The sequence below is a fragment of the Kitasatospora sp. NPDC001664 genome (assembly GCF_053596675.1).
On the sequence record NZ_JBSFGS010000003.1, the window covers coordinates 14,454 to 33,203 of the forward strand.

Annotated in this window: 14 protein-coding genes and 1 riboswitch; of the genes, 6 read left to right on the forward strand and 8 right to left on the reverse strand. The window is 72.9% G+C overall.

Translation table 11 applies throughout. The annotated features are described in order from the left end of the window. Window positions 1-141 precede the first annotated feature (141 nt). Window positions 142-241: riboswitch (glycine riboswitch) on the forward strand. 239 nt (window positions 242-480) lie between these two features. After that, window positions 481-3,351, forward strand: coding sequence for an aminomethyl-transferring glycine dehydrogenase (gene gcvP, locus ACWCYY_RS04865; RefSeq protein WP_449795127.1), 2,871 nt, complete (start codon window positions 481-483; stop codon window positions 3,349-3,351). Between the two features lie 231 nt (window positions 3,352-3,582). Here gcvP and ACWCYY_RS04870 read toward each other — a convergent pair whose 3' ends face one another. Continuing rightward, the gene (locus ACWCYY_RS04870; RefSeq protein ID WP_396291186.1) at window positions 3,583-3,771 is read right to left on the reverse strand and encodes a DUF5999 family protein; all 189 of its coding nucleotides are present in this window, start codon (window positions 3,769-3,771) and stop codon (window positions 3,583-3,585) included. 237 nt (window positions 3,772-4,008) lie between these two features. Beyond that, window positions 4,009-4,575, reverse strand: coding sequence for a hypothetical protein (locus tag ACWCYY_RS04875; RefSeq protein ID WP_345280582.1), 567 nt, complete (start codon window positions 4,573-4,575; stop codon window positions 4,009-4,011). 341 nt (window positions 4,576-4,916) lie between these two features. Here ACWCYY_RS04875 and ACWCYY_RS04880 point away from each other — a divergent pair, with 341 nt between their 5' ends. From ACWCYY_RS04880 to ACWCYY_RS04890, 3 genes are all read left to right on the forward strand, one after another. After that, the gene (locus ACWCYY_RS04880; RefSeq protein WP_345280584.1) at window positions 4,917-6,416 is read left to right on the forward strand and encodes a glutamate--cysteine ligase; all 1,500 of its coding nucleotides are present in this window, start codon (window positions 4,917-4,919) and stop codon (window positions 6,414-6,416) included. 144 nt (window positions 6,417-6,560) lie between these two features. Further along, a complete protein-coding gene (locus ACWCYY_RS04885; protein WP_449795128.1) occupies window positions 6,561-9,677 on the forward strand; it encodes a phosphocholine-specific phospholipase C in 3,117 nt (1,038 codons plus the stop codon). An 84-nt stretch (window positions 9,678-9,761) separates the two neighbouring features. After that, a complete protein-coding gene (locus ACWCYY_RS04890) occupies window positions 9,762-10,553 on the forward strand; it encodes a CPBP family intramembrane glutamic endopeptidase (protein ID WP_345280588.1) in 792 nt (263 codons plus the stop codon). Window positions 10,554-10,560: 7 nt separating this feature from the next. Here the strand turns inward: ACWCYY_RS04890 and ACWCYY_RS04895 are convergent, their stop codons facing one another. The 6 genes from ACWCYY_RS04895 to ACWCYY_RS04920 form a co-directional block, all read right to left on the reverse strand. After that, on the reverse strand, window positions 10,561-11,079 hold the full coding sequence (locus ACWCYY_RS04895) for an HAD domain-containing protein (RefSeq protein WP_345280590.1): 519 nt from the start codon (window positions 11,077-11,079) through the stop codon (window positions 10,561-10,563). Window positions 11,080-11,146: 67 nt separating this feature from the next. After that, window positions 11,147-12,418, reverse strand: coding sequence for an MFS transporter (locus tag ACWCYY_RS04900; RefSeq protein WP_449795129.1), 1,272 nt, complete (start codon window positions 12,416-12,418; stop codon window positions 11,147-11,149). 184 nt (window positions 12,419-12,602) lie between these two features. After that, entirely contained in the window at window positions 12,603-13,133 is a 531-nt protein-coding gene (locus ACWCYY_RS04905) for a dienelactone hydrolase family protein (protein ID WP_449795130.1), read from the reverse strand. After that, the gene (locus ACWCYY_RS04910; RefSeq protein ID WP_380148383.1) at window positions 13,134-14,495 is read right to left on the reverse strand and encodes a sugar porter family MFS transporter; all 1,362 of its coding nucleotides are present in this window, start codon (window positions 14,493-14,495) and stop codon (window positions 13,134-13,136) included. Between the two features lie 198 nt (window positions 14,496-14,693). Then, window positions 14,694-15,311, reverse strand: a complete 618-nt coding sequence (locus ACWCYY_RS04915; RefSeq protein WP_345280596.1) for an FMN-binding negative transcriptional regulator — start codon at window positions 15,309-15,311, stop codon at window positions 14,694-14,696. Between the two features lie 10 nt (window positions 15,312-15,321). Beyond that, window positions 15,322-15,981, reverse strand: a complete 660-nt coding sequence (locus tag ACWCYY_RS04920; protein WP_345280598.1) for a pyridoxamine 5'-phosphate oxidase family protein — start codon at window positions 15,979-15,981, stop codon at window positions 15,322-15,324. A 34-nt stretch (window positions 15,982-16,015) separates the two neighbouring features. Here ACWCYY_RS04920 and ACWCYY_RS04925 point away from each other — a divergent pair, with 34 nt between their 5' ends. Further along, window positions 16,016-17,344: an aminotransferase class I/II-fold pyridoxal phosphate-dependent enzyme gene (locus tag ACWCYY_RS04925; protein ID WP_449795131.1), complete on the forward strand. Its 1,329-nt coding sequence runs from the start codon at window positions 16,016-16,018 to the stop codon at window positions 17,342-17,344. 244 nt (window positions 17,345-17,588) lie between these two features. Next, on the forward strand, window positions 17,589-18,707 hold the full coding sequence (locus tag ACWCYY_RS04930) for a GDSL-type esterase/lipase family protein (RefSeq protein WP_449795132.1): 1,119 nt from the start codon (window positions 17,589-17,591) through the stop codon (window positions 18,705-18,707). The last annotated feature ends 43 nt before the right edge of the window (window positions 18,708-18,750 follow it).

Genomic DNA, 18,750 nt, shown 5'->3' on the forward strand with positions numbered 1-18,750 from the left:
GCCATCAATCGGACGTCGGCCATTCGAACGCCGCCGTTGGGGAGGGGATGGGGCCGTTCGAGGGCGGGTCGGGAGCGGCCGGAGTGCGCCGGGGGCGCCCGTGATCTGCGGCGCGACCGCTGGTACCCTGGGCGCGACTGCCGAGCCCGCTCGGGAGAGTCCCCTCCGCCCCGGCGGAGCAGGGCGCCGAAGGAGCAAACCCTCCCCGGAATCTCTCAGGCATCCGTACCGTGCGGGGTAGGTCACTCTGGAAAGCAGGGCAGGACCGACGGCGAGGGAGCCGGCGGGCCCCACCCTCACCGACGGTGCAAGCCGACGGGCGGCCGCGGGCCGCCACGTGCGGGCGAAGCTCTCAGGTACCGATGACAGAGGGGGAGGCCTGACGGGTTCGTGCGTTTCGAGGCCCCCGCTGTCCCACGGCGGCGTTGGCCGACGGCGTGCGTACCCCCGCCGGTCCGTGACCAGGAGGCCTCGACCCCCATGAACGCCAAGCCGACCCTCACCGAGCTCGAACTCGCGAGCCCGTTCGAGAACCGTCACATCGGCCCCGACGCCGCCGCCCAGGAGAAGATGCTGGCGCACGTCGGCTACGGCTCGCTGGACGAGCTGTCCGACGCCGCCGTGCCGGACGCCATCAAGAGCCTCACCGCCCTCGGCCTGCCCGCCGGCCGCAGCGAGGCCCAGGTGCTCGCCGAGCTGCGCGAGCTGGCCGGGCGCAACACCGTCCTGCAGTCGATGATCGGCCTCGGTTACTACGGCACCTTCACCCCGCCGGTGATCCTGCGCAACGTGCTGGAGAACCCGGCCTGGTACACCGCCTACACGCCGTACCAGCCGGAGATCTCGCAGGGCCGCCTGGAGGCCCTGATCAACTTCCAGACCGTGGTCGCCGACCTGACCGGCCTGGACACCTCCGGCTCCTCGCTGCTCGACGAGGGCACCGCGGCCGCCGAGGCGATGTCGCTGGCCCGTCGCGTCACCAAGGTCAAGGGCGGCGTCTTCCTGGTCGACGCCGACACCCTGCCGCAGACCATCGCGGTCATCGAGACCCGCGCCGAGCCGACCGGTGTCGAGGTGGTCGTCGCCGACCTCTCCGCCGGCATCCCGGCCGAGATCGCCGAGCGCGGCGTCTTCGGCGTGCTGCTCCAGTACCCCGGCGCCTCCGGCGAGGTCCGCGACCTCGCCCCGGTGATCGAGCAGGCCCACGGACTCGGCGCGGTCGTCGCGGTCGCCGCCGACCTGCTGGCCCTCACCCTGCTGAAGTCCCCGGGCTCGCTCGGCGCCGACATCGCCTGCGGCACCTCGCAGCGCCTCGGCGTGCCGATGGGCTTCGGCGGCCCGCACGCCGGCTACCTGGCCGTCAAGGCCGCGTACGCCCGCAACCTGCCCGGCCGCCTGGTCGGCGTCTCGGTGGACGCCGACGGCAACCGGGCCTACCGGCTGGCCCTGCAGACCCGCGAGCAGCACATCCGCCGCGAGAAGGCCACCTCCAACATCTGCACCGCCCAGGTGCTGCTGGCCGTCATGGCCTCCATGTACGCGGTCTACCACGGCCCGGACGGCCTGGCCGAGATCGCCCGCCGCACCCACCGCTACGCGGCCGCGCTGGCCGAGGGCCTGCGGGCGGGCGGCGTGGAGCTGACCAGCGGTCAGTTCTTCGACACCGTCACGGCGAAGGTCCCGGGCAAGGCCGCCGAGATCGCCGCCGCCGCGCGGGCGAACGGCATCAACCTCTACCAGGCGGACGAGGACACCCTCTCGATCTCCTGCGACGAGACCACCACCCGCGAGCACCTGGCCGGCGTCTGGGCCGCCTTCGGCGTCACCGCAGAGGTCACCGAGACCGCCGACGCGCTGCCCGCCGCGCTGCTGCGCGACGACGAGTACCTCACCCACCCGGTCTTCCACAGCCACCGCTCGGAGACCGCGATGCTGCGCTACCTGCGCCGCCTCTCGGACCGGGACTACGCGCTGGACCGCGGCATGATCCCGCTGGGCTCCTGCACCATGAAGCTCAACGCCACCACCGAGATGGAGCCGGTCACCTGGCCCGAGTTCGGCCAGCTGCACCCCTTCGCGCCGGTCGACCAGGCCGAGGGCTTCCTGACGCTGATCCGCGGCCTGGAGCAGCAGCTGGTGGAGGTCACCGGCTACGACGCCGTGTCGATCCAGCCGAACGCCGGTTCGCAGGGCGAGCTCGCCGGTCTGCTGGCGGTCCGCGCCTACCACCGCGCGAACGGCGACGTCGAGCGCGACGTCTGTCTGATCCCGTCGTCGGCGCACGGCACCAACGCGGCCTCCGCGGTGATGGCCGGGATGCGGGTCGTCGTGGTCAAGACCCTGCCGGACGGTGACGTGGACGTCGCCGACCTCAAGGCGAAGATCGAGCAGCACCGCGACCAGCTCTCGGTGCTGATGGTCACCTACCCGTCGACCCACGGCGTGTACGAGACCGAGATCACCGAGATCTGCGCGGCCGTGCACGAGGCCGGCGGCCAGGTGTACGTCGACGGCGCCAACCTCAACGCGCTGGTCGGCCTGGCCAAGCCGGGCAAGTTCGGCGCGGACGTCTCGCACCTGAACCTGCACAAGACCTTCTGCATCCCGCACGGCGGCGGCGGCCCGGGCGTCGGCCCGGTCGCGGTCCGCTCGCACCTGGCCCCGTACCTGCCGAACCACCCGCTCCAGGCGGAGGCCGGCCCGGCCACCGGCGTCGGCCCGATCTCGGCCGCCCCGTGGGGCTCGGCCGCGATCCTGCCGATCTCCTGGTCGTACGTCCGGCTGATGGGCGGCGAGGGCCTCAAGCGCGCCACCCAGGTCGCGGTGCTGAACGCCAACTACATCGCCAAGCGGCTCGCCCCGCACTTCCCGGTGCTCTACACCGGCCCGGGCGGGCTGGTCGCGCACGAGTGCATCATCGACCTGCGTCCGCTCAGCAAGGAGACGGGCGTGACGGTGGACGACATCGCCAAGCGCCTGATCGACTACGGCTTCCACGCGCCGACCATGTCGTTCCCGGTCGCGGGGACGCTGATGATCGAGCCGACCGAGTCGGAGGACCTGCACGAGATCGACCGCTTCTGTGAGGCGATGATCGCGATCCGCGGCGAGATCGAGAAGGTCGGCTCGGGCGAGTGGCAGGCGGAGGACAACCCGCTGCGGAACGCTCCGCACACCGCGGCGGCGCTGGCCGGTGAGTGGGAGCACGCGTACACCCGCCAGGAGGCGGTCTTCCCGGCGGGCGTCAACCCGGCGGACAAGTACTGGCCGCCGGTGAGCCGCATCGACGGTGCGTACGGCGACCGGAACCTGGTCTGCTCCTGCCCGCCGCTGGACGAGTACGGCAGCTGACGCGGTAGCGCGCCCAGGGGCGCGGGGAACTGCGCGAGGGTGGGACGGCAGCACCTGCAACTGGCTGATGGTGGGTCAGTTGCAGGTGGGCCGCCTCCCGAAGCGCGCAGTTCCTCGCGCCCCTTGGCGTTTGCCCTGCCGGTGCTTGCTGGCGAGGGCTTGCGCGCCCGGGCGGCGGAGCCGCGGATCAGGCAGGGTCTCGCGCCCCTTGGCGTTTGCCCTGGCGGGCCGTCAGGCGGAGACCAGGGGGCGGCGGGGGGCGATGATGCGGCCGTCGGGGAGGAGTTCGCCGGTGTCCTCGAAGAGGAGGACGCCGTTGCACAGGAGGCTCCAGCCCTGGTCGGGGTGGAAGGCCATCGGGACGGCGGCCTCGCGGTCGGTGGACAGTGCGGACGGACACTCAGGCTGGTGCTGGCACATCGTCGTACCCTCGCTTCAGATTCCCCTGACCGGCCCAGGTGTGAACCGGCGCTCCGACGGGTAGGACTGACGGCCCCCCGCGTCGGTTCCCAGTGTCGTCATCCCGAGGCCTTCCCGCAGCGATTTCGTGACATGCGCCACAAGCGGTGCCCAGGGATCACCCGTTCAGATGGAAAAAGGGCCACTGCCGCCCGACCGGAAGGTCGCGCGGCAGTGGCCCTTTCGGGTGAAGGGGTGTCAGGAACGCCCGGCGGGTGCGAGCGGGCGGGCGAGCAGGGCGAGCAGCTCGCCGGCGGGGTAGACGCGGTGGGCGGTGACGCCGAGCGGGGCCGGGGCGAGGGGGATGAGGAGGTCCACCGAGGGGCCCGGGTCGGGGTGGTGGAGCCAGAGGGCGGTGGCGTAGTGGCCGGGGATGGAGAGCAGCCGGGGGTGGTGCCGGGTGCGGGCGGAGATGGCGATCTGGTGGGCCTGGCGCAGGGCGCGCAGGGTGGAGTCCAGGTAGGGGCCGGCGGTGAAGTGCGAGAAGGCGTGGTGCTGTTCGGCCGTCTCGGTGACTTCGGCGGCGGCCACGGGGCCGCCGACGCCGGCTTCGACCAGGAACCGCCAGCCCGTCCGGCGGGCGCCGGCCAGGGGGGCGCCGGGCTCGTCGAGGACGTGCACCGCGAGCGGGTGGGTCGGGTGCAGCCGCTCGTCCCCCTCGCCGCCTGCGAGCGGGACGAGGGGGCCGAGCGCCGACTCACAGTCGAGCGCGCCGAGGACGGCGCGCAGGGCGCTCGGCGGTGGCTGGGGGGTCTGCAGGGTCATGGTGGGTCGCCTCTCCGTGCTGGAAACGGCGTGCGAGTGCGGCATACCGGCTGGTGGGTCGTGGACCCGGGCCGTGTCCGGTTGGGCATGGTCGCTTGCGGGCGCGGGCCTGCCGCTCGAAGGTCCTTCGGGGGCGGCGGGTGCCGGGCGGGAGCTGTGCGAATCCTGCTCGAACGGATGCACAGGGTGACTTTCTTATCACATTCGGTACCCGGCGGCAAGTCGGGATTCTTCTGACGTGTCGTCAGGAACCTTGTTCGACAACCGCGTTAGGGCAGGAGGCTAGGGATCTTCGGGGTGGGCATGATGCAGGGACCGTTCGGCTAGGTGGAGGGGCACCCATGGGCGAGAAGGTCGTCGCGACGCGTGCGGAACTGTCCGACCGGCAGTTGTACCGGCGCAAGCTCCAGTCCTGTCTGGACGCCCTGGAGCGGATGCTGCGCGAGGGCCGCTTCGACCGTCCGCGGGCCATGGTGGGGCTGGAGATCGAGCTCAACCTGGCCGATGACCTGGGGCGTCCGGTGATGCGGAACGAGCAGGTGCTCTCCTCGATCGCCTCGGGCGACTTCCAGACCGAGCTGGGCCAGTTCAACATCGAGGTGAACATCGCGCCCCGCCGCCTCACCGGTCACGTGCTGGACGAGCTGCGCGAGGAGATCGACACCGGGCTGCGGTACGCGGACCGCAAGGCCGAGGAGGTGGGGGCCCGGATCGTCATGGTCGGCATCCTGCCGACCCTCGACCTGGACCACACCGGGCTGGACGCGATGTCGCACAACGACCGGTACACCCTGCTCAGCGACCAGATACTGGCCGCCCGGGGCGAGGACATCGCGCTGGACATCGAGGGGGTGGAGCGGCTCAGCGTGGAGTCGGTCTCGATGGTGGCCGAGGCCGCCGCCACCTCGCTGCAGCTGCACCTCCAGGTGACCCCGGAGCGCTTCGCCCCGGTGTGGAACGCGGCCCAGGCGATCTCCTCGGTGCAGTTGGCACTCGGTGCCAACTCGCCCTTCCTGTTCGGCCGGGAGCTCTGGCGGGAGACCAGGCCGGTGCTCTTCCAGCAGGCCTGCGACACCCGTTCGGCGGAGCTCAAGGCCCAGGGCGTGCGCCCCATCACCTGGTTCGGGGAGCGCTGGGTGAACTCCGCGCTGGAGCTCTTCGAGGAGAACCAGAAGTACTTCCCGGCCCTGCTGCCGATCTGCGACGACGAGGACCCGGTCAAGGTGCTGGCCTCCGGCGGCATCCCCCGGCTGGCCGAGATGCGGCTCCACAACGGCACCATCTACCGCTGGAACCGGCCGGTCTACGACGTCGCCGACGGCGTGCCGCACCTGCGGGTGGAGAACCGCTGCCTGCCGGCCGGGCCGACGGTGGTGGACACCCTGGCCAACGCCGCCTTCTACTACGGGCTGGTCCGGGTGCTGGCCGAGCAGCCCAGGCCGATCTGGACCAGGCTCGCCTTCGAGCAGGCCGACGAGAACTTCCACACCGCCGCCCGGTACGGCATCGACGCGGTGCTGCACTGGCCGAAGTCCGGGCGCGGAGCCCGGGGCACCGTGCCGGTGGCCGCCACCGAGCTGGTGCTGAACGAGCTGCTCCCGATGGCCCGTCAGGGGCTGGACGACTGGGGCGTGGAGCCGGGGGACCGGGACCGCTACCTCGGCATCATCGAGCAGCGCTGTCTGCGCAGGACCAACGGCGCGGCCTGGCAGGCGGCCACCGTGCACCGGCTGCGCGACCACTACGGGATGGACCGGGGTTCGGCCATCGCGGCCATGACGCGCCGTTACATGGAGCACTCCCGCACCGGCGAGCCCGTCCACACCTGGCCGGTCGGCTGAGCGGGGTGGCGGACCGTCAGGTTGTCTAGACAATCTCGCCTCCGGCCCGTCACGTGATCATTGTTGTCTGTACACCTCGGGCGCTTAGACATGGGCGGGTCCGGGCCGGAACGCGGCCGGGAGCCGAACGAGGAGCACCCCCTGATGAGTCCCGAAGTCTCGCGCCGCACCCTGCTCGGCGGCGCGGCCGCGGCCGCCGTCCTGTCCGCCCTGCCGCTCAGCGTCCGGGAGGCGCTGGCCGCCCCGGCCAAGCCGGGGAAGCTGGCGGACATCCAGCACGTGGTGGTGCTGATGCAGGAGAACCGGGCGTTCGACCACTACTTCGGCACCCTGTCCGGGGTGCGCGGCTTCGGGGACCGGGCGGCGGTGCGCGGGGTCAACGGCCGGTCGGTGCTGCACCAGCCGGACGCCTCCCGCAAGGAGGGGTACCTGCTGCCGTTCGCGATGAACGCCGCGCACACCAACGCGTACCAGCAGGGCGCCCCGGCCTTCGGCTTCGTGGACTCGATGAAGGCGTGGAACGACGGCCTGGCCGACGGCGCCGTCTCCCGCCGCTCCTCCGGCTGGCTCGGCCAGGGCTACTACGAGCCCGCCGACATGCCGTTCTACTCGGCGATCGCCTCGGTCTTCACCACCTGCGACCACTACTTCGCCTCGGTGCAGTGCAACACCAACACCAACCGCGACCACTTCATGACCGGCACCAGCGGCGGCACCGTGCGGGACGTGCCGGTGACGGACAACACCGAGATCCCCGGCGGCTACGAGTGGACCACCTACGCCGAGCGGCTGGAGGCGGCCGGCATCAGCTGGCGGACGTACCAGGCGCTGGACAACTACGACGACAACGCGCTGGCCTGGTTCGCCCCGTTCGTGAAGGCCAAGCCGGGCGAGCCGCTGTACGAGCGCGGGATGAGGATGGTCGGTGACCCGGCCAAGAAGGGCGATCCGTTCGCGATGGGCGACGCGCTGGTGGAGGCCTTCGCCGCCGACGTCCAGGCCGACCGGCTGCCGCAGGTCTCCTGGCTGGTCGCGCCCGCCGCGCTCTCCGAGCACGCCAACTACGCGCCGCCGAACGGCGAGCACCTGACGGCCCGGCTGCTCTCGGCGCTGGCGGCCAAGCCCGAGGTCTGGGCCAAGACCGTCTTCATCCTCAACTACGACGAGCACGGCGGCTTCTTCGACCACCTGCTGCCCCCGGTGCCGCCGCTGGCCGCCGGACGCGGTGCCTCGACGGTGCCGGTGGACGGCGAGGTGGTGGTGCGGGTCTCCAAGGGCGGCTCGACCTACCACAGGGTGGTCGGCCAGGACGGCCGGTACCGGGTGAAGGCCGCCGACGGCTCGCTGACCTGGGCCGACGCGCTGCCGGCCGGGGAGAAGCTGGAGTCCGGCCCCTACCCGATGGGCCTGGGGGTGCGGGTGCCGATGGTGGTGGTCTCGCCCTGGACCCGCGGCGGGGTGGTGGACTCCACCGTCTACGACCACACCTCGGTGCTGCGCTTCCTGGAGCGGCGCTTCGGCGTGGCCGAGCCCAACATCAGCCCCTGGCGCCGGGCCGTCACCGGTGACCTCACCTCCGTCTTCGACTTCTCCGGCGAGGACCCGGTCTGGCCGCAGCTGCCCGACACGGCCGGCAACCGGCAGAAGGTCACCGACACCGGCAAGCTGCCGGCCCCGACCGTGCCCAGCCCGCAGCGGACGCCCCGTCAGCAGGCCGGCACCCGTACCGCCCGGCCGACCCCGTACAACCTCAAGCTGAAGCCGAGGGTGAGGGACGGCCTGCTCACCCTGGACCTGGCCAACCACGGCAAGCAGGGCGCGGTGCTCGCCGCCTACCCCGCGCCCGGCCTGGCGCCCCGCCACTACACGGTGGGCGCCAAGGAGAAGCTCTCCGACAGCTGGCCGGTCGGCCCCGAGGGCTACGACCTGCGGGTGCACGGGCCGAACGGCGCGCTCTGGCACCTGCGCGGCGACGCGGCCGCGCAGTACGAGGTCGAGCTCTTCCCGGAGTCCGGCGCCGAGCGGGTGCTGGAGTTCCACCTGATCAACCGCTCGAAGAGCCCGCAGACCTTCCTGATCGGGGACCTCGCGTACGGCGGCGGCGTGCAGGAGGTCCGGATCACCGGGCAGGACACCCGGCCGGTGCGGGTCAAGGTCGGCCGCGAGGGCTGGTACGACGTGGCGGTGGGCGTGCAGGGCGACCTGACGTTCCGTCGGCGCTACGCCGGGCGGATGGCCGGGCAGGAGCAGGGCGTGACCGACCCGGCGATGGGCCTGGCGGACGCGCTCGTCCTGGACGTGGCGCTCGGCGCCGCCTCGGCCACCATCGACGAGGCGATCGTGCTGCCGGGCCGCCCGGCCCGGGTGAAGGCCACCTTCACCGCCGCCGCGGCGCTGTCCGGGCTGGAGGCGAAGCCGGTGGTCCCGCCGGGCTGGACCGTCCGCGAGGTCACCGCCGCCCCGGCCGCACTGGCCGAGGGCGCCACCGCCACCGCCGAGTGGGAGGTGCTGCCGCCGGCCGTGCTGCCGGACGGCGCCGCGCACCGCCTGCTGGTCACCGCCCGGGCCCGCTCGGGCCAGCGCTTCGTGCTGGCCGACGGCGAACTGGCCGCCCGCACCGCCCCGGTGATGACCGGTCATCTGCTGGACCAGGACTTCGAGGAGCTGGCCCCGCTGCTCGCCCCGGTCGGCACCGTCTCCGGCCGGACGGCGCAGGCGCCCCGGGGCTGGTCGGTGGTGAACGCTCCCGGCATGCCGCAGGGCACCGCCCGGCTGCAGGGCTGGACCTTCCACACCAAGCGGGCCTGGTCCAACCCGGCCGGGCAGGACCGGGGCAACTTCACCCGGGGCCTCGGCGTGCTGGCCGTCGCCGACCCGGACGACTGGGACGACACCGGCGCGCCGTCCGGCAAGGGGAAGTTCGACTCGACCCTGGTCTCCCCGGCGGTGGCGATCCCGGCGGGCGTCGGCAGCCTGTACCTGGGCTTCGACTCGCACTACCGGCAGGAGGCCCCGCAGAAGGCCGCCGTGACGGCGGTCTTCGACACCGGGCAGGAGGTCCGCCTGGTGCACTACAGCTCGGACGCGGCCGGGAACGACAACGCGGGCAAGGACGTCCAGAACAGCTTCGTGGTCCGGCAGTTCGCCGTCCCGGCGGGCGCGGCCTCGGTGACCCTGAAGTTCCGGATGTACGACGCGGGCAACAACTGGTTCTGGGCGGTGGACCACGTCCGCCTGGACAAGGCGCCGATCAAGGGCTGATCGAGGGCTGACCCGCTCTCAGGGGCGTGTGCGAGGATGATCGACCCGGCCGCCCGGCCGGGTCGGTCGTTCCTCGTGGGAGTCATGGTGACTGCGGTGTCCACCCCGCCCGAGGCCGCCGGGACCTCCCGGCGCCTGCTCGGGATCGAGCTGCTGGTGGTGCTCGGGCTCTCCTTCGGGATGAGCGGGCTCGGTGCCCTGATCAGCTTCGTGGGCTCCCTCACCGAGCCGGCCGAGCTGGGCAAGCAGGTCGCCACCCTGAACGGCTCGCGCGCCCCCGGCCGCCCCTGGCTGGACCTGGCCTGGCAGCTCTACTACATCGGGCGCGGCCTGATGCCGGTGGTGCTGGTCGGCTACCTGCTGGTGCGCGAGGGCGTCTCGCTGCGGGTGCTCGGCTTCGACCTGCGGGAGAAGCTGCGGGACTTCGGCCGCGGCACGGCGGTGGCCGCCGCGATCGGCGGCTCCGGGCTGCTGCTCTACCTGGCCTCCCAGGCCGCCGGGTTCAACCTCACGGTGGCCCCGTCCGGGCTGCCCGAGGTGTGGTGGCGGGTGCCGGTGCTGATCGCCTCCGCCTGGGAGAACTCGATCGCCGAGGAGGTGATCGTGCTGGGCTTCCTGCTGCGCCGGCTGGGGCAGCTGGGCTGGAGCTGGCCGGCGATCGTGGTCACCAGCTCGCTGCTGCGCGGCTCGTACCACCTGTACCAGGGCGTCGGCGGGCTGGTCGGCAACATCGTGATGGGCGTGGTCTTCTGCCTGCTGTACCGGCGGTGGGGCCGGGTGATGCCGCTGGTGGTCGCGCACGCGCTGATCGACACGGTGGCCTTCGTCGGGTACGCGCTGCTGGCCGGGCACGTGAGCTGGCTGCCGACGGGCTGACGCCCCGTCAGGCGTACGACAGCCCGAGCCGCTGGGCCACCGGCGGGCGGCGCAGCAGCCGGTCCACGTGGTGGCGCTCCAGGCCCTGGCCCGGGTCGATCCGCAGCAGCAGCCTGTCCCGGCGCAGGACGGACCGGCGGGTCAGCGAGCCGGGGATCACGTCGTCGACCCAGGCGAACGGGCGGCCGGCGGCGTAGCGCAGCAGCGGGGCCCACTTGTGGGCCGCTATCAGGTCGAGCACCGGCACCTTGGGGTCGTCCGGCTGCGCCACGTACCCGGAGAAGTGCACCACCGGGAGCTGGGGGAGGCCGAGCACCGGGGCGATGTGCTCGTTGGCGTGGTCCTCCCAGGTGGTGGCCCAGCAGAGGTCGTAGGTGCCCGCGAGCTCGCGCAGCCAGTCGCCGTGGCGGGCCGAGAGCAGCACGGCGTAGCCGAACAGCGTGTGGGTGTCGAAGTCCGCGTCCGGGTGCGGGCAGACGGGGTTGAGGACGCCGTCGACGTCCAGGAACAGCAGTGGCTTCGGCAAGTCGGCTCCCCCAGGTGACTCCTGTCACATGGTCGGACGAACGAGGCCCGGGGACGGTTGCGCTCCGTCAGGCGGAAGTGACGGCCGGTCGTTCCGGTTCGGCGGGGGTGGGGGAGGCAGCGGGGGTGACGGCCTTGCGGCGCAGGGTGCGGACCTGGGACTCGGCGAGCACGGCCACGGCGAGGACGGTCATCGCGAGGGCGCAGAGCCAGAGGGCGTTGCGCATGCCGAGCAGGGAGGCGGCCGGGCCGGCCAGCGCGGTGCCGACCGGGGCGAGGGCGATCGAGCCGAAGTAGTCGTAGGCGGAGACCCGGGAGAACAGCTCGGAGGGGATCTCCTGCTGGAGCGCGATCATCCAGTTGACGCCGAAGACGGTGACGCCGAGGCCGCTGGTGAACATCGCGGCGCAGAGCAGCCACAGCGGCGCCTCCAGCACCAGGGCGTAGGCGGGGGCCGCGAACAGGAAGACGCCGTGGTTGCCGGCGAGCAGGATGCGGGCGGGCTGCCAACGGACCATCAGGAAGCCGGAGAGGAACAGCCCGGCCGAGAAGGCGGCGAGCGCCAGGCCCCAGGCGTCCGCCCCGCCGAGGCGCTCCTTGGCGATGACGGGCCCGTAGACGGACTCGACCGCGCCGAGGCAGGCACCGACCAGGGAGAACTGCAGCACCACCACCCAGAGCCAGCGCCGGGAGGCGAACTCGCGCCAGCCCTCGCGCAGCGCCTGCACCATGCCGCCCTGCTCCGCCGGGGTGGTCGGGGCGTCGAGGTCGAGGAGCAGGCGCAGGGCGGCGGCGAGGGTGAAGCCGGCCGCGTCCACGGCCAGCACCCAGCCGGGGCCGATCGCGGTGACCAGGACGCCGCCCAGGGCCGCGCCGGCGATCTGACTGCCGTTCAGGGCCATCCGGAAGACGGCGAAGGCGCGGGAGGCGTGCTCCTCGGCCACCGACTCCATGATCATGCCCTCGGAGGCGGGGGCGTAGAACGCCTGGCCCGCGCCGCCGGCGGCGGAGAGGGCGATCAGCTGCCAGAGCTGGGCGGTGCCGGTGAGGACGAGCACGGCGAGCAGGGCCTGGGAGGCGGCGTTGAAGAGGTTGGCGCCGACCATCACGTGGTGGCGGGGGAGGCGGTCGGCGAGGGCTCCGCCGATCAGCAGGAAGACCACCATCGAGGCGAGGTGGGCGCCTGTCACCAGGCCGACGGCCGTGGCCCCGCCGCCGAGGTCGAGGACGGCGAAGGCGGTGGCGATCGGGGCTCCGGCGTTGCCGAGGCCGGCGATAACGGTGGCGGCGGTCTGGACGCGGTAGTTGCGGCTCGCCCAGGAGAAACGACGGGTCTTCACCGGGAGACTATGGCGGCTGCGGCCGGAGGTGTCACTTGGTTATCGGTGAGCGCCCCGCAGGGGCGCGGGGAACTGCGCGCTGGGGAACGGCAACACGTGCAACTGGCTGACGTGCCCCGATCTTGCGGTGGGCCGCCTTCCGTACTCGCGCAGTTCCTCGCGCCCCTGGGGCCGCTGGCGCGGCTCAGCCGAGGTGGGCCCAGAGGAAGGTGAGGGTGCGTTGCCAGGCGACGGTGGCTTGGAGGTCGTCCTGGTGGTCCGTCATGAAGCCGTGGGTGGTGGGGTAGAAGTGCAGCTCGGGGCGGACGTCGGTGGCTTCGCCGAGGCGGATGGCGGCTTCGTCGACGGCGGCGGGCGGGACGGTGGGGTCGGACTCGGCGAAGTGGCCGAGGACGTGGGCGGTGAGGCCGAGGTAGGAGAAGTCCGGGTCGGCGGGGAGGCCGTAGCAGGGGACCACGGCGGCGACGCGGTCGCCGAGGGCGGTGGCCAGTTCGAGGGCCTGGCCGCCGCCGGGACCGAGGCCGACGATGCCGATGGCGTCGCCGACCAGGCGGTCGTCGGAGAGGGTCCGGAGCGCGTCGGGGTCGGCCGGGCCGGTGAGGACGGCGAAGCCCTCGGCGAGGAGGCGGTCGACCAGCTCGGTGGGGTCGACGCCGGGCTCGGGGAGCAGCAGCACTCCGGGGCCGAGCCCGGCGGCGGGCAGGGTGACGTCCACTCAGCCCATCTCCTCCAGCGCCCTGCCCTTGGTCTCCTTGATGCAGAACGCCACGAAGGGGATCGAGAGCAGGGCGAAGGCCGCGTAGATGACGTACGTGGCGGAGAGGTTCCAGTCCGAGAGGTTCGGGAACGTGACGGTGATCGCCCAGTTGGCGATCCACTGGGCGGAGGCGGCCACCGAGAGGGCCAGGGCCCGGATCTTGTTGGGGAACATCTCGCCGAGCAGCACCCAGACCACCACGCCCCAGGAGAAGGCGAAGCAGAGCACGAAGACGTGCGCGGCGACCAGGGCCACGGTGGCGTGGGTGTCGTCGAGGGTGGCGGTGTCGCCGGTGCCGTGCCGGTAGGAGAAGGCCCAGGCGGCGGTGGCGAGGGCGGCGGCCATGCCGACGGAGCCGGCCAGGGCGAGCGGCTTGCGGCCGATCCGGTCGACCAGGGCGATGGCGATGACGGTGCCGACCACGTTGACGATCGAGGTGGAGAGCGAGATCAGCAGGGAGTTGGACTCGTCGATGCCCACCGACTGCCAGAGGAAGGAGGAGTAGTAGAAGATCACGTTGATGCCGACGAACTGCTGGAAGACCGAGGCGCCGATGCCGATCCAGACGATCGGCAGCAGGCCGAAGCGACCGCCGAGGAGGTCCTTCAGGCGCGGCTTGTGCGAGGTGTCGAGGACGGAGCGGATCTCGGCGATCCGGGCGTCCAGGTCGACGTCCGGGCCCTCGACCTCGAGCAGCACCTTGCGGGCCTGGTCCTCCCGGCGGTCGGCGATCAGGAAGCGCGGGGACTCCGGGATGGCGAGGGCCATCAGGCCGTAGACGATGGCCGGGATGGCCTCGACGCCGAGCATCCACTGCCAGGCCTGGACGCCGCCGAGGTGGCCGGTGGACTCGCCGCCGGCGGCCTCGTTGAGCGCCCAGTTGGCGAGCTGGGAGACGGTGATGCCGAGCACGATGGCCAGCTGCTGGAAGGAGGCGAGGCGGCCCCGGTAGGCGGTGGGGGCGACCTCGGCGATGTAGGTGGGGGCGATGACCGAGGCGATGCCGATGGCGATGCCGCCGATCACCCGCCAGAAGCCGAGCATCTCGATGTTGGGCGGGAACATCGAGCCGACGCCGCTGATCGCGAAGAGCACCGCGGCCAGCAGCATGGTGCGGATGCGGCCGAGGTGGTCGGCGAGCCGGCCGGCGATGACGGCGCCCGCCGCCGAGCCGAGCAGGGCGATGGCGACCACGAAGGCGGTCTCGCCGTTGCCGACCTCGAAGTGCTTCTGGATGCCCGTCACCGCGCCGTTGATGACGGCGCTGTCGTAGCCGAAGAGGAAGCCGCCCATCGCGGCGGCCGCCGAGATGAAGACCACGTGGCCGAGGTGGGCGTCGCCGCTCGGCTTGGTCGCAGGGGTGGTGGACAGGGCGCGCTCCCGGGGCCGGACGGACAGGAATCGTCATCCATTCCATCAGCCGGTGCGTCATATCGCATGGTACGAGGTGCATCTGATGGAATGTCGTTTTTCTCCGCCACCCGTCCGGCTCCCGGCGCCTACCCCCGTTCGCGCGGCTCAGACGGGGCAGCCCCCGGTGCGCCGGGCGTTGCGGCGCAGCAGCTGCTCCCGGGCGCCCGTGTCCCGGCCGGTCAGGTGGGGTGCCATCGCGGCCTGCTCGGCGGGCGGCTTCTTGTCGTCGTACTTGAACTTGGCGTCCACCCGGTCGACGGCGAGCCGCAGGCCGCGCAGGCCGGAGAGCTGGCCGCTGTACGGGGCCTGACCGGGCGTCACCGCCCCGCCGGGCCAGTCCGGCTCGAAGTGCGCGAGCTGGCGGTTGAGGATCTCCGCCTTGCCCGCCGCGTCGTCCACCGGCTCGGCGGTGCAGGAGAAGTGCACGGAGGCGTAGTAGCTGGTCGGCACGTGCGGGGCGGCCCGCCACTGCCCGGCGGCGTAGGCGTAGTCATCGGTGACGGCCAGGGTGACCTTGGGGTCGGCGGCGATCGCGGACCAGAAGGGGTTGGGCTTGGCCAGGTGCAGCAGGATGGTGTCGCCGTCCAGCAGGAAGTGCGTCGGCACCAGCACGGGGCCGCGGCCGTCGGGCCCGTTGGCGGCCAGCAGGCCGAAGTCGCGGCCGGCGGCCAGCCATGCGCGCCACTCCTGCTCCTCGCCGCGGTCCCAGGAACGGATCAGCACGGTGGCCTCCTCAGGTGGTGAGCGCCCGGAGGTTCTCCGGGAGCGGGACGGTGGTGGAGGGGTGCGGCTCGGGGGTGCCGTAGACGGGGGCGACGGGTACCACGCCGGCCCAGTACGGCAGGTCGAGGTCGGCCTCGTCGTCGCCCGCGCCGGCTGCCCGGGTCTTGGCGGAGACCTCGTCCAGGACCAGCCGGATCACCGCGGTCTTCGCCAGCTCCTTGGGGTTGGCCCGGCGGGTCTCGCCGGAGCGGCCGGGGACGGCGTGGTCCACCAGCGCGTCCAGTGCGACGGCCAGCTCCTCGGGGTCGGTGACCTGGTGGGCGGTGCCGTGGGCCACCACGGAGCGGTAGTTGACGGAGTGGTTGAAGGCGGACTTGGTGAGCACCAGGCCGTCCACGTGCGTGACGGTGACGCAGACCGGCATGCCCTGCTCGTCGGAGGCGCCGCGCATCGGGCGGCTGCCGGTGGAGCCGTGGACGTACAGGCGGTCGCCGACCCGGGCGAAGATGGTGGGCAGGACGACGGGCGCGCCGTCCACCACGAAGCCGAGGTGGCAGACCCAGGCGGCGTCCAGGATCGCGTGGATCGCGTCCTGCTCCCAGGTGGCGCGGTCGCGGTAGCGGGTCGGGGTGGTGCGGGCGTTCCGGGTGTAACTGGGCGCGTCCGACATGACAACCTCTATGTACTAGTGCATAATCTGCTTTGTGCTAGGAGACTATACGATCAAGGGACGGCGTGCCAGTGAGATCGCGGCCGACGTCGAACGGGCCGTCAACGATGGGCAGTTGCAGCCCGGTTCGGCCCTCCCGGCGCTCCGCGACCTGGCCGTGGAGCTCGGCGTCAACCCCAACACGGTGGCCGCCGCCTACCGCCTGCTGCGGGACCGGGGCGTGATCGAGACCGCCGGGCGCAAGGGCAGCCGGGTGCTGCCCCGCCCCGTCACCACCCCGCGTGACCAGATCCCCGTCCCGGTGCCCCCCGGCGCCCGCGACCTGGCGGCGGGGAACCCCGACCCCGCCCTGCTGCCCCCATTGGCCCCCGCCCTCGCGGTGGCCGCGGCCGCCGCCGACGCCGCCCCCACCCTCTACGGGCACCCGGTGGCCGACCCGGCGCTGCTCGCCCTGGCCCGGGCCGGCTTCCTGGCCGACGGGGTGCCGGACGGCGAGCTGGCGGTCTGCTCCGGCGCCCTGGACGCGATCGGGCGGATCCTCAACTCCCGGCTGCGGCCCGGGGATTCGGTGGCCATCGAGGATCCGGGCTGGGGCAGCCTGATCGACCAGCTGCCGGCCCTCGGGCTGCGCCCGGCCCCCGTGCGGCTGGACGACGAGGGACCGCTGCCGGACTCGCTGGCCGCCGCGCTGGCGGCGGGGGCCCGCGCCGTGGTGGTCACCGTCCGGGCGCAGAACCCGACCGGCGCCGCGCTGACCCCTGGGCGGGCCGCCGCGCTGCGCGAGGTGCTGGCCCGGCACCCCGAGGTGCTGGTGATCGCCGACGACCACGGGCACGGCATCGTCACCCAGGCCCATCAGTCGCTGGCCGGGGTCACCGAGGCCTGGGCCGTGGTCCGCTCGGCGGCCAAGGCCTACGGGCCCGACCTGCGGCTGGCGACGGTGATGGGCGACGCGGGGACGGTGGGCCGGGTGCTGGGCCGTCAGCGGCTGGACTCGGGCTGGGTCTCGCTGCTGCTCCAGCGCACCGTGGCCGAGCTCTGGCGCTCCGGCGCGGCCGCCGGGGTGGCCGCGGTCTACCAGGCCCGCCGTGACGCCCTGCTGGCCGCGCTGGCCGCGCACGGCATCGCCGCGCACGGGGCGAGCGGGCTGAACGTCTGGGTGCCGGTGGCCGAGGAGGCCGGGGTGATCGCCGCGATGGCCCAGCGCGGTTGGGTGGCCGCGCCGGGCGCCCGGTACCGGATCCAGTCCCCGCCGGCCGTCCGGTTCACCGTCTCGGCGCTGCCCGAGGCGGAGGCCCCGGCGCTGGCGGCGGACCTGGCGGCGGTGCTGCTGCCGGGGCGGGCGGGGTCGCGGCTGGTGTGAGGGGGCGACGGGAGAGACGCAGGTGACGGACCGTGTGCGGTCGGTCCGTCACCTGCGGGAGCGGTTCGTAGGTCGTCCAAGAAACTCCTGTCGGATACCTAGCGGTAACAACGGTGGGCATGTCACATTCATCGCGCCACCGGCCGGCGGTACACCCTCACAAGCGCCTCCCCACCCCACCTTTCGGGAGGCCGTTCGCAGGAGTTTCGCCGTGCTCGAAAACTGTCGAAGCATCAGAACCGCCGTGCGTTTCCTGGCCGCAGCCGCCCTCACCCTCCCGCTGCTGGCCCTCACCACCCCCGCCCAGGCCGCCACCGGCCCCACCGCCTCCGTCTCGATGGGGGACAGCTACATCTCCGGCGAGGCCGGACGCTGGAAGGGCAACAGCGTCACCACCTCGGGGAGCCGTGCGGGCACCGACCGGGCCTGGACCGGCAGCGCCTACGACCCCGCCCGGGCCTACGGGAGCAGCTACGCCAACGGCTGCGACCGCTCCGACTCCGCCGAGGTGCGCAGCGCCTCCGGCATCGCGCAGGCCCAGATCAACCTGGCCTGCTCGGGCGCCACCACCCAGAACGTCTTCCGGGCGAGCAACGGCGGCCAGGCGTACAAGGGCGAGGCCCCGCAGGCCGACCAGCTCGCGGCGGTGGCGGTGGCCAACGACGTCAAGCTCATCACGCTCTCCGTCGGGGGCAACGACCTCGGCTTCGCCGACGTGATCGAGACCTGCGTCAAGGACTACCTGATCTGGTACTCGTACTGCCACGACGACCAGCAGGACGCGGTGGACTCCCGGATGCCGGCCGCGATGGCGGGCGTCGGCAAGTCGATCGACGAGATCCGCGCGGTGATGGCGGGCGCCGGGTACGCCTCGTCCTCGTACCGGATCGTGCTCCAGTCCTACCCCTCGCCGATCCCGCGCGGCGCCGACATGCGCTACTCCGAGAGCGGCTGGAGCCGCGCCGACACCGGCGGCTGCCCGTTCTGGAACGGGGACGCCGACTGGGCGCGCTCCTCGCTGGTGCCGCAGATCTCCGACGAGCTGGCCAAGGTGGCCAAGGCCAAGGGCGTGCAGTTCCTGGACCTGCGGGACATGCTGGCCGGCCGCGAGGTCTGCTCCAAGGCCACCAAGCAGGCGAGCTCCACCTCCGCGCCGAGCGCCACCACCAGTGAGTGGGCGCGGTTCGTGGACGCCGGCCTGTCGGCCTCCCAGGGCGACACCCGGGAGTCCATGCACCCGAACTACTACGGCCAGCTGGCGCTCGGCCGCTGCCTGACCCTGCTCTGGGCGAAGAGCGGCGACCAGTCCTGCCGCAACACCGCCGGGCAGGACGCCAACGGGATGTACCTGACGGCCCGTTGAGACGCGACGGAGCCCCCGCGCGTGCGGCGCGGGGGCTCCGTCG

Coding starts and splice junctions, on each gene's coding strand:
- gcvP (WP_449795127.1), top strand. CDS start 481: ATGAACGCCAAGCCGACCCTCACCGAGCTCGAACTCGCGAGCCCGTTC.
- ACWCYY_RS04870 (WP_396291186.1), bottom strand. CDS start 3,771: ATGTGCCAGCACCAGCCTGAGTGTCCGTCCGCACTGTCCACCGACCGC.
- ACWCYY_RS04875 (WP_345280582.1), bottom strand. CDS start 4,575: ATGACCCTGCAGACCCCCCAGCCACCGCCGAGCGCCCTGCGCGCCGTC.
- ACWCYY_RS04880 (WP_345280584.1), top strand. CDS start 4,917: ATGGGCGAGAAGGTCGTCGCGACGCGTGCGGAACTGTCCGACCGGCAG.
- ACWCYY_RS04885 (WP_449795128.1), top strand. CDS start 6,561: ATGAGTCCCGAAGTCTCGCGCCGCACCCTGCTCGGCGGCGCGGCCGCG.
- ACWCYY_RS04890 (WP_345280588.1), top strand. CDS start 9,762: ATGGTGACTGCGGTGTCCACCCCGCCCGAGGCCGCCGGGACCTCCCGG.
- ACWCYY_RS04920 (WP_345280598.1), bottom strand. CDS start 15,981: ATGTCGGACGCGCCCAGTTACACCCGGAACGCCCGCACCACCCCGACC.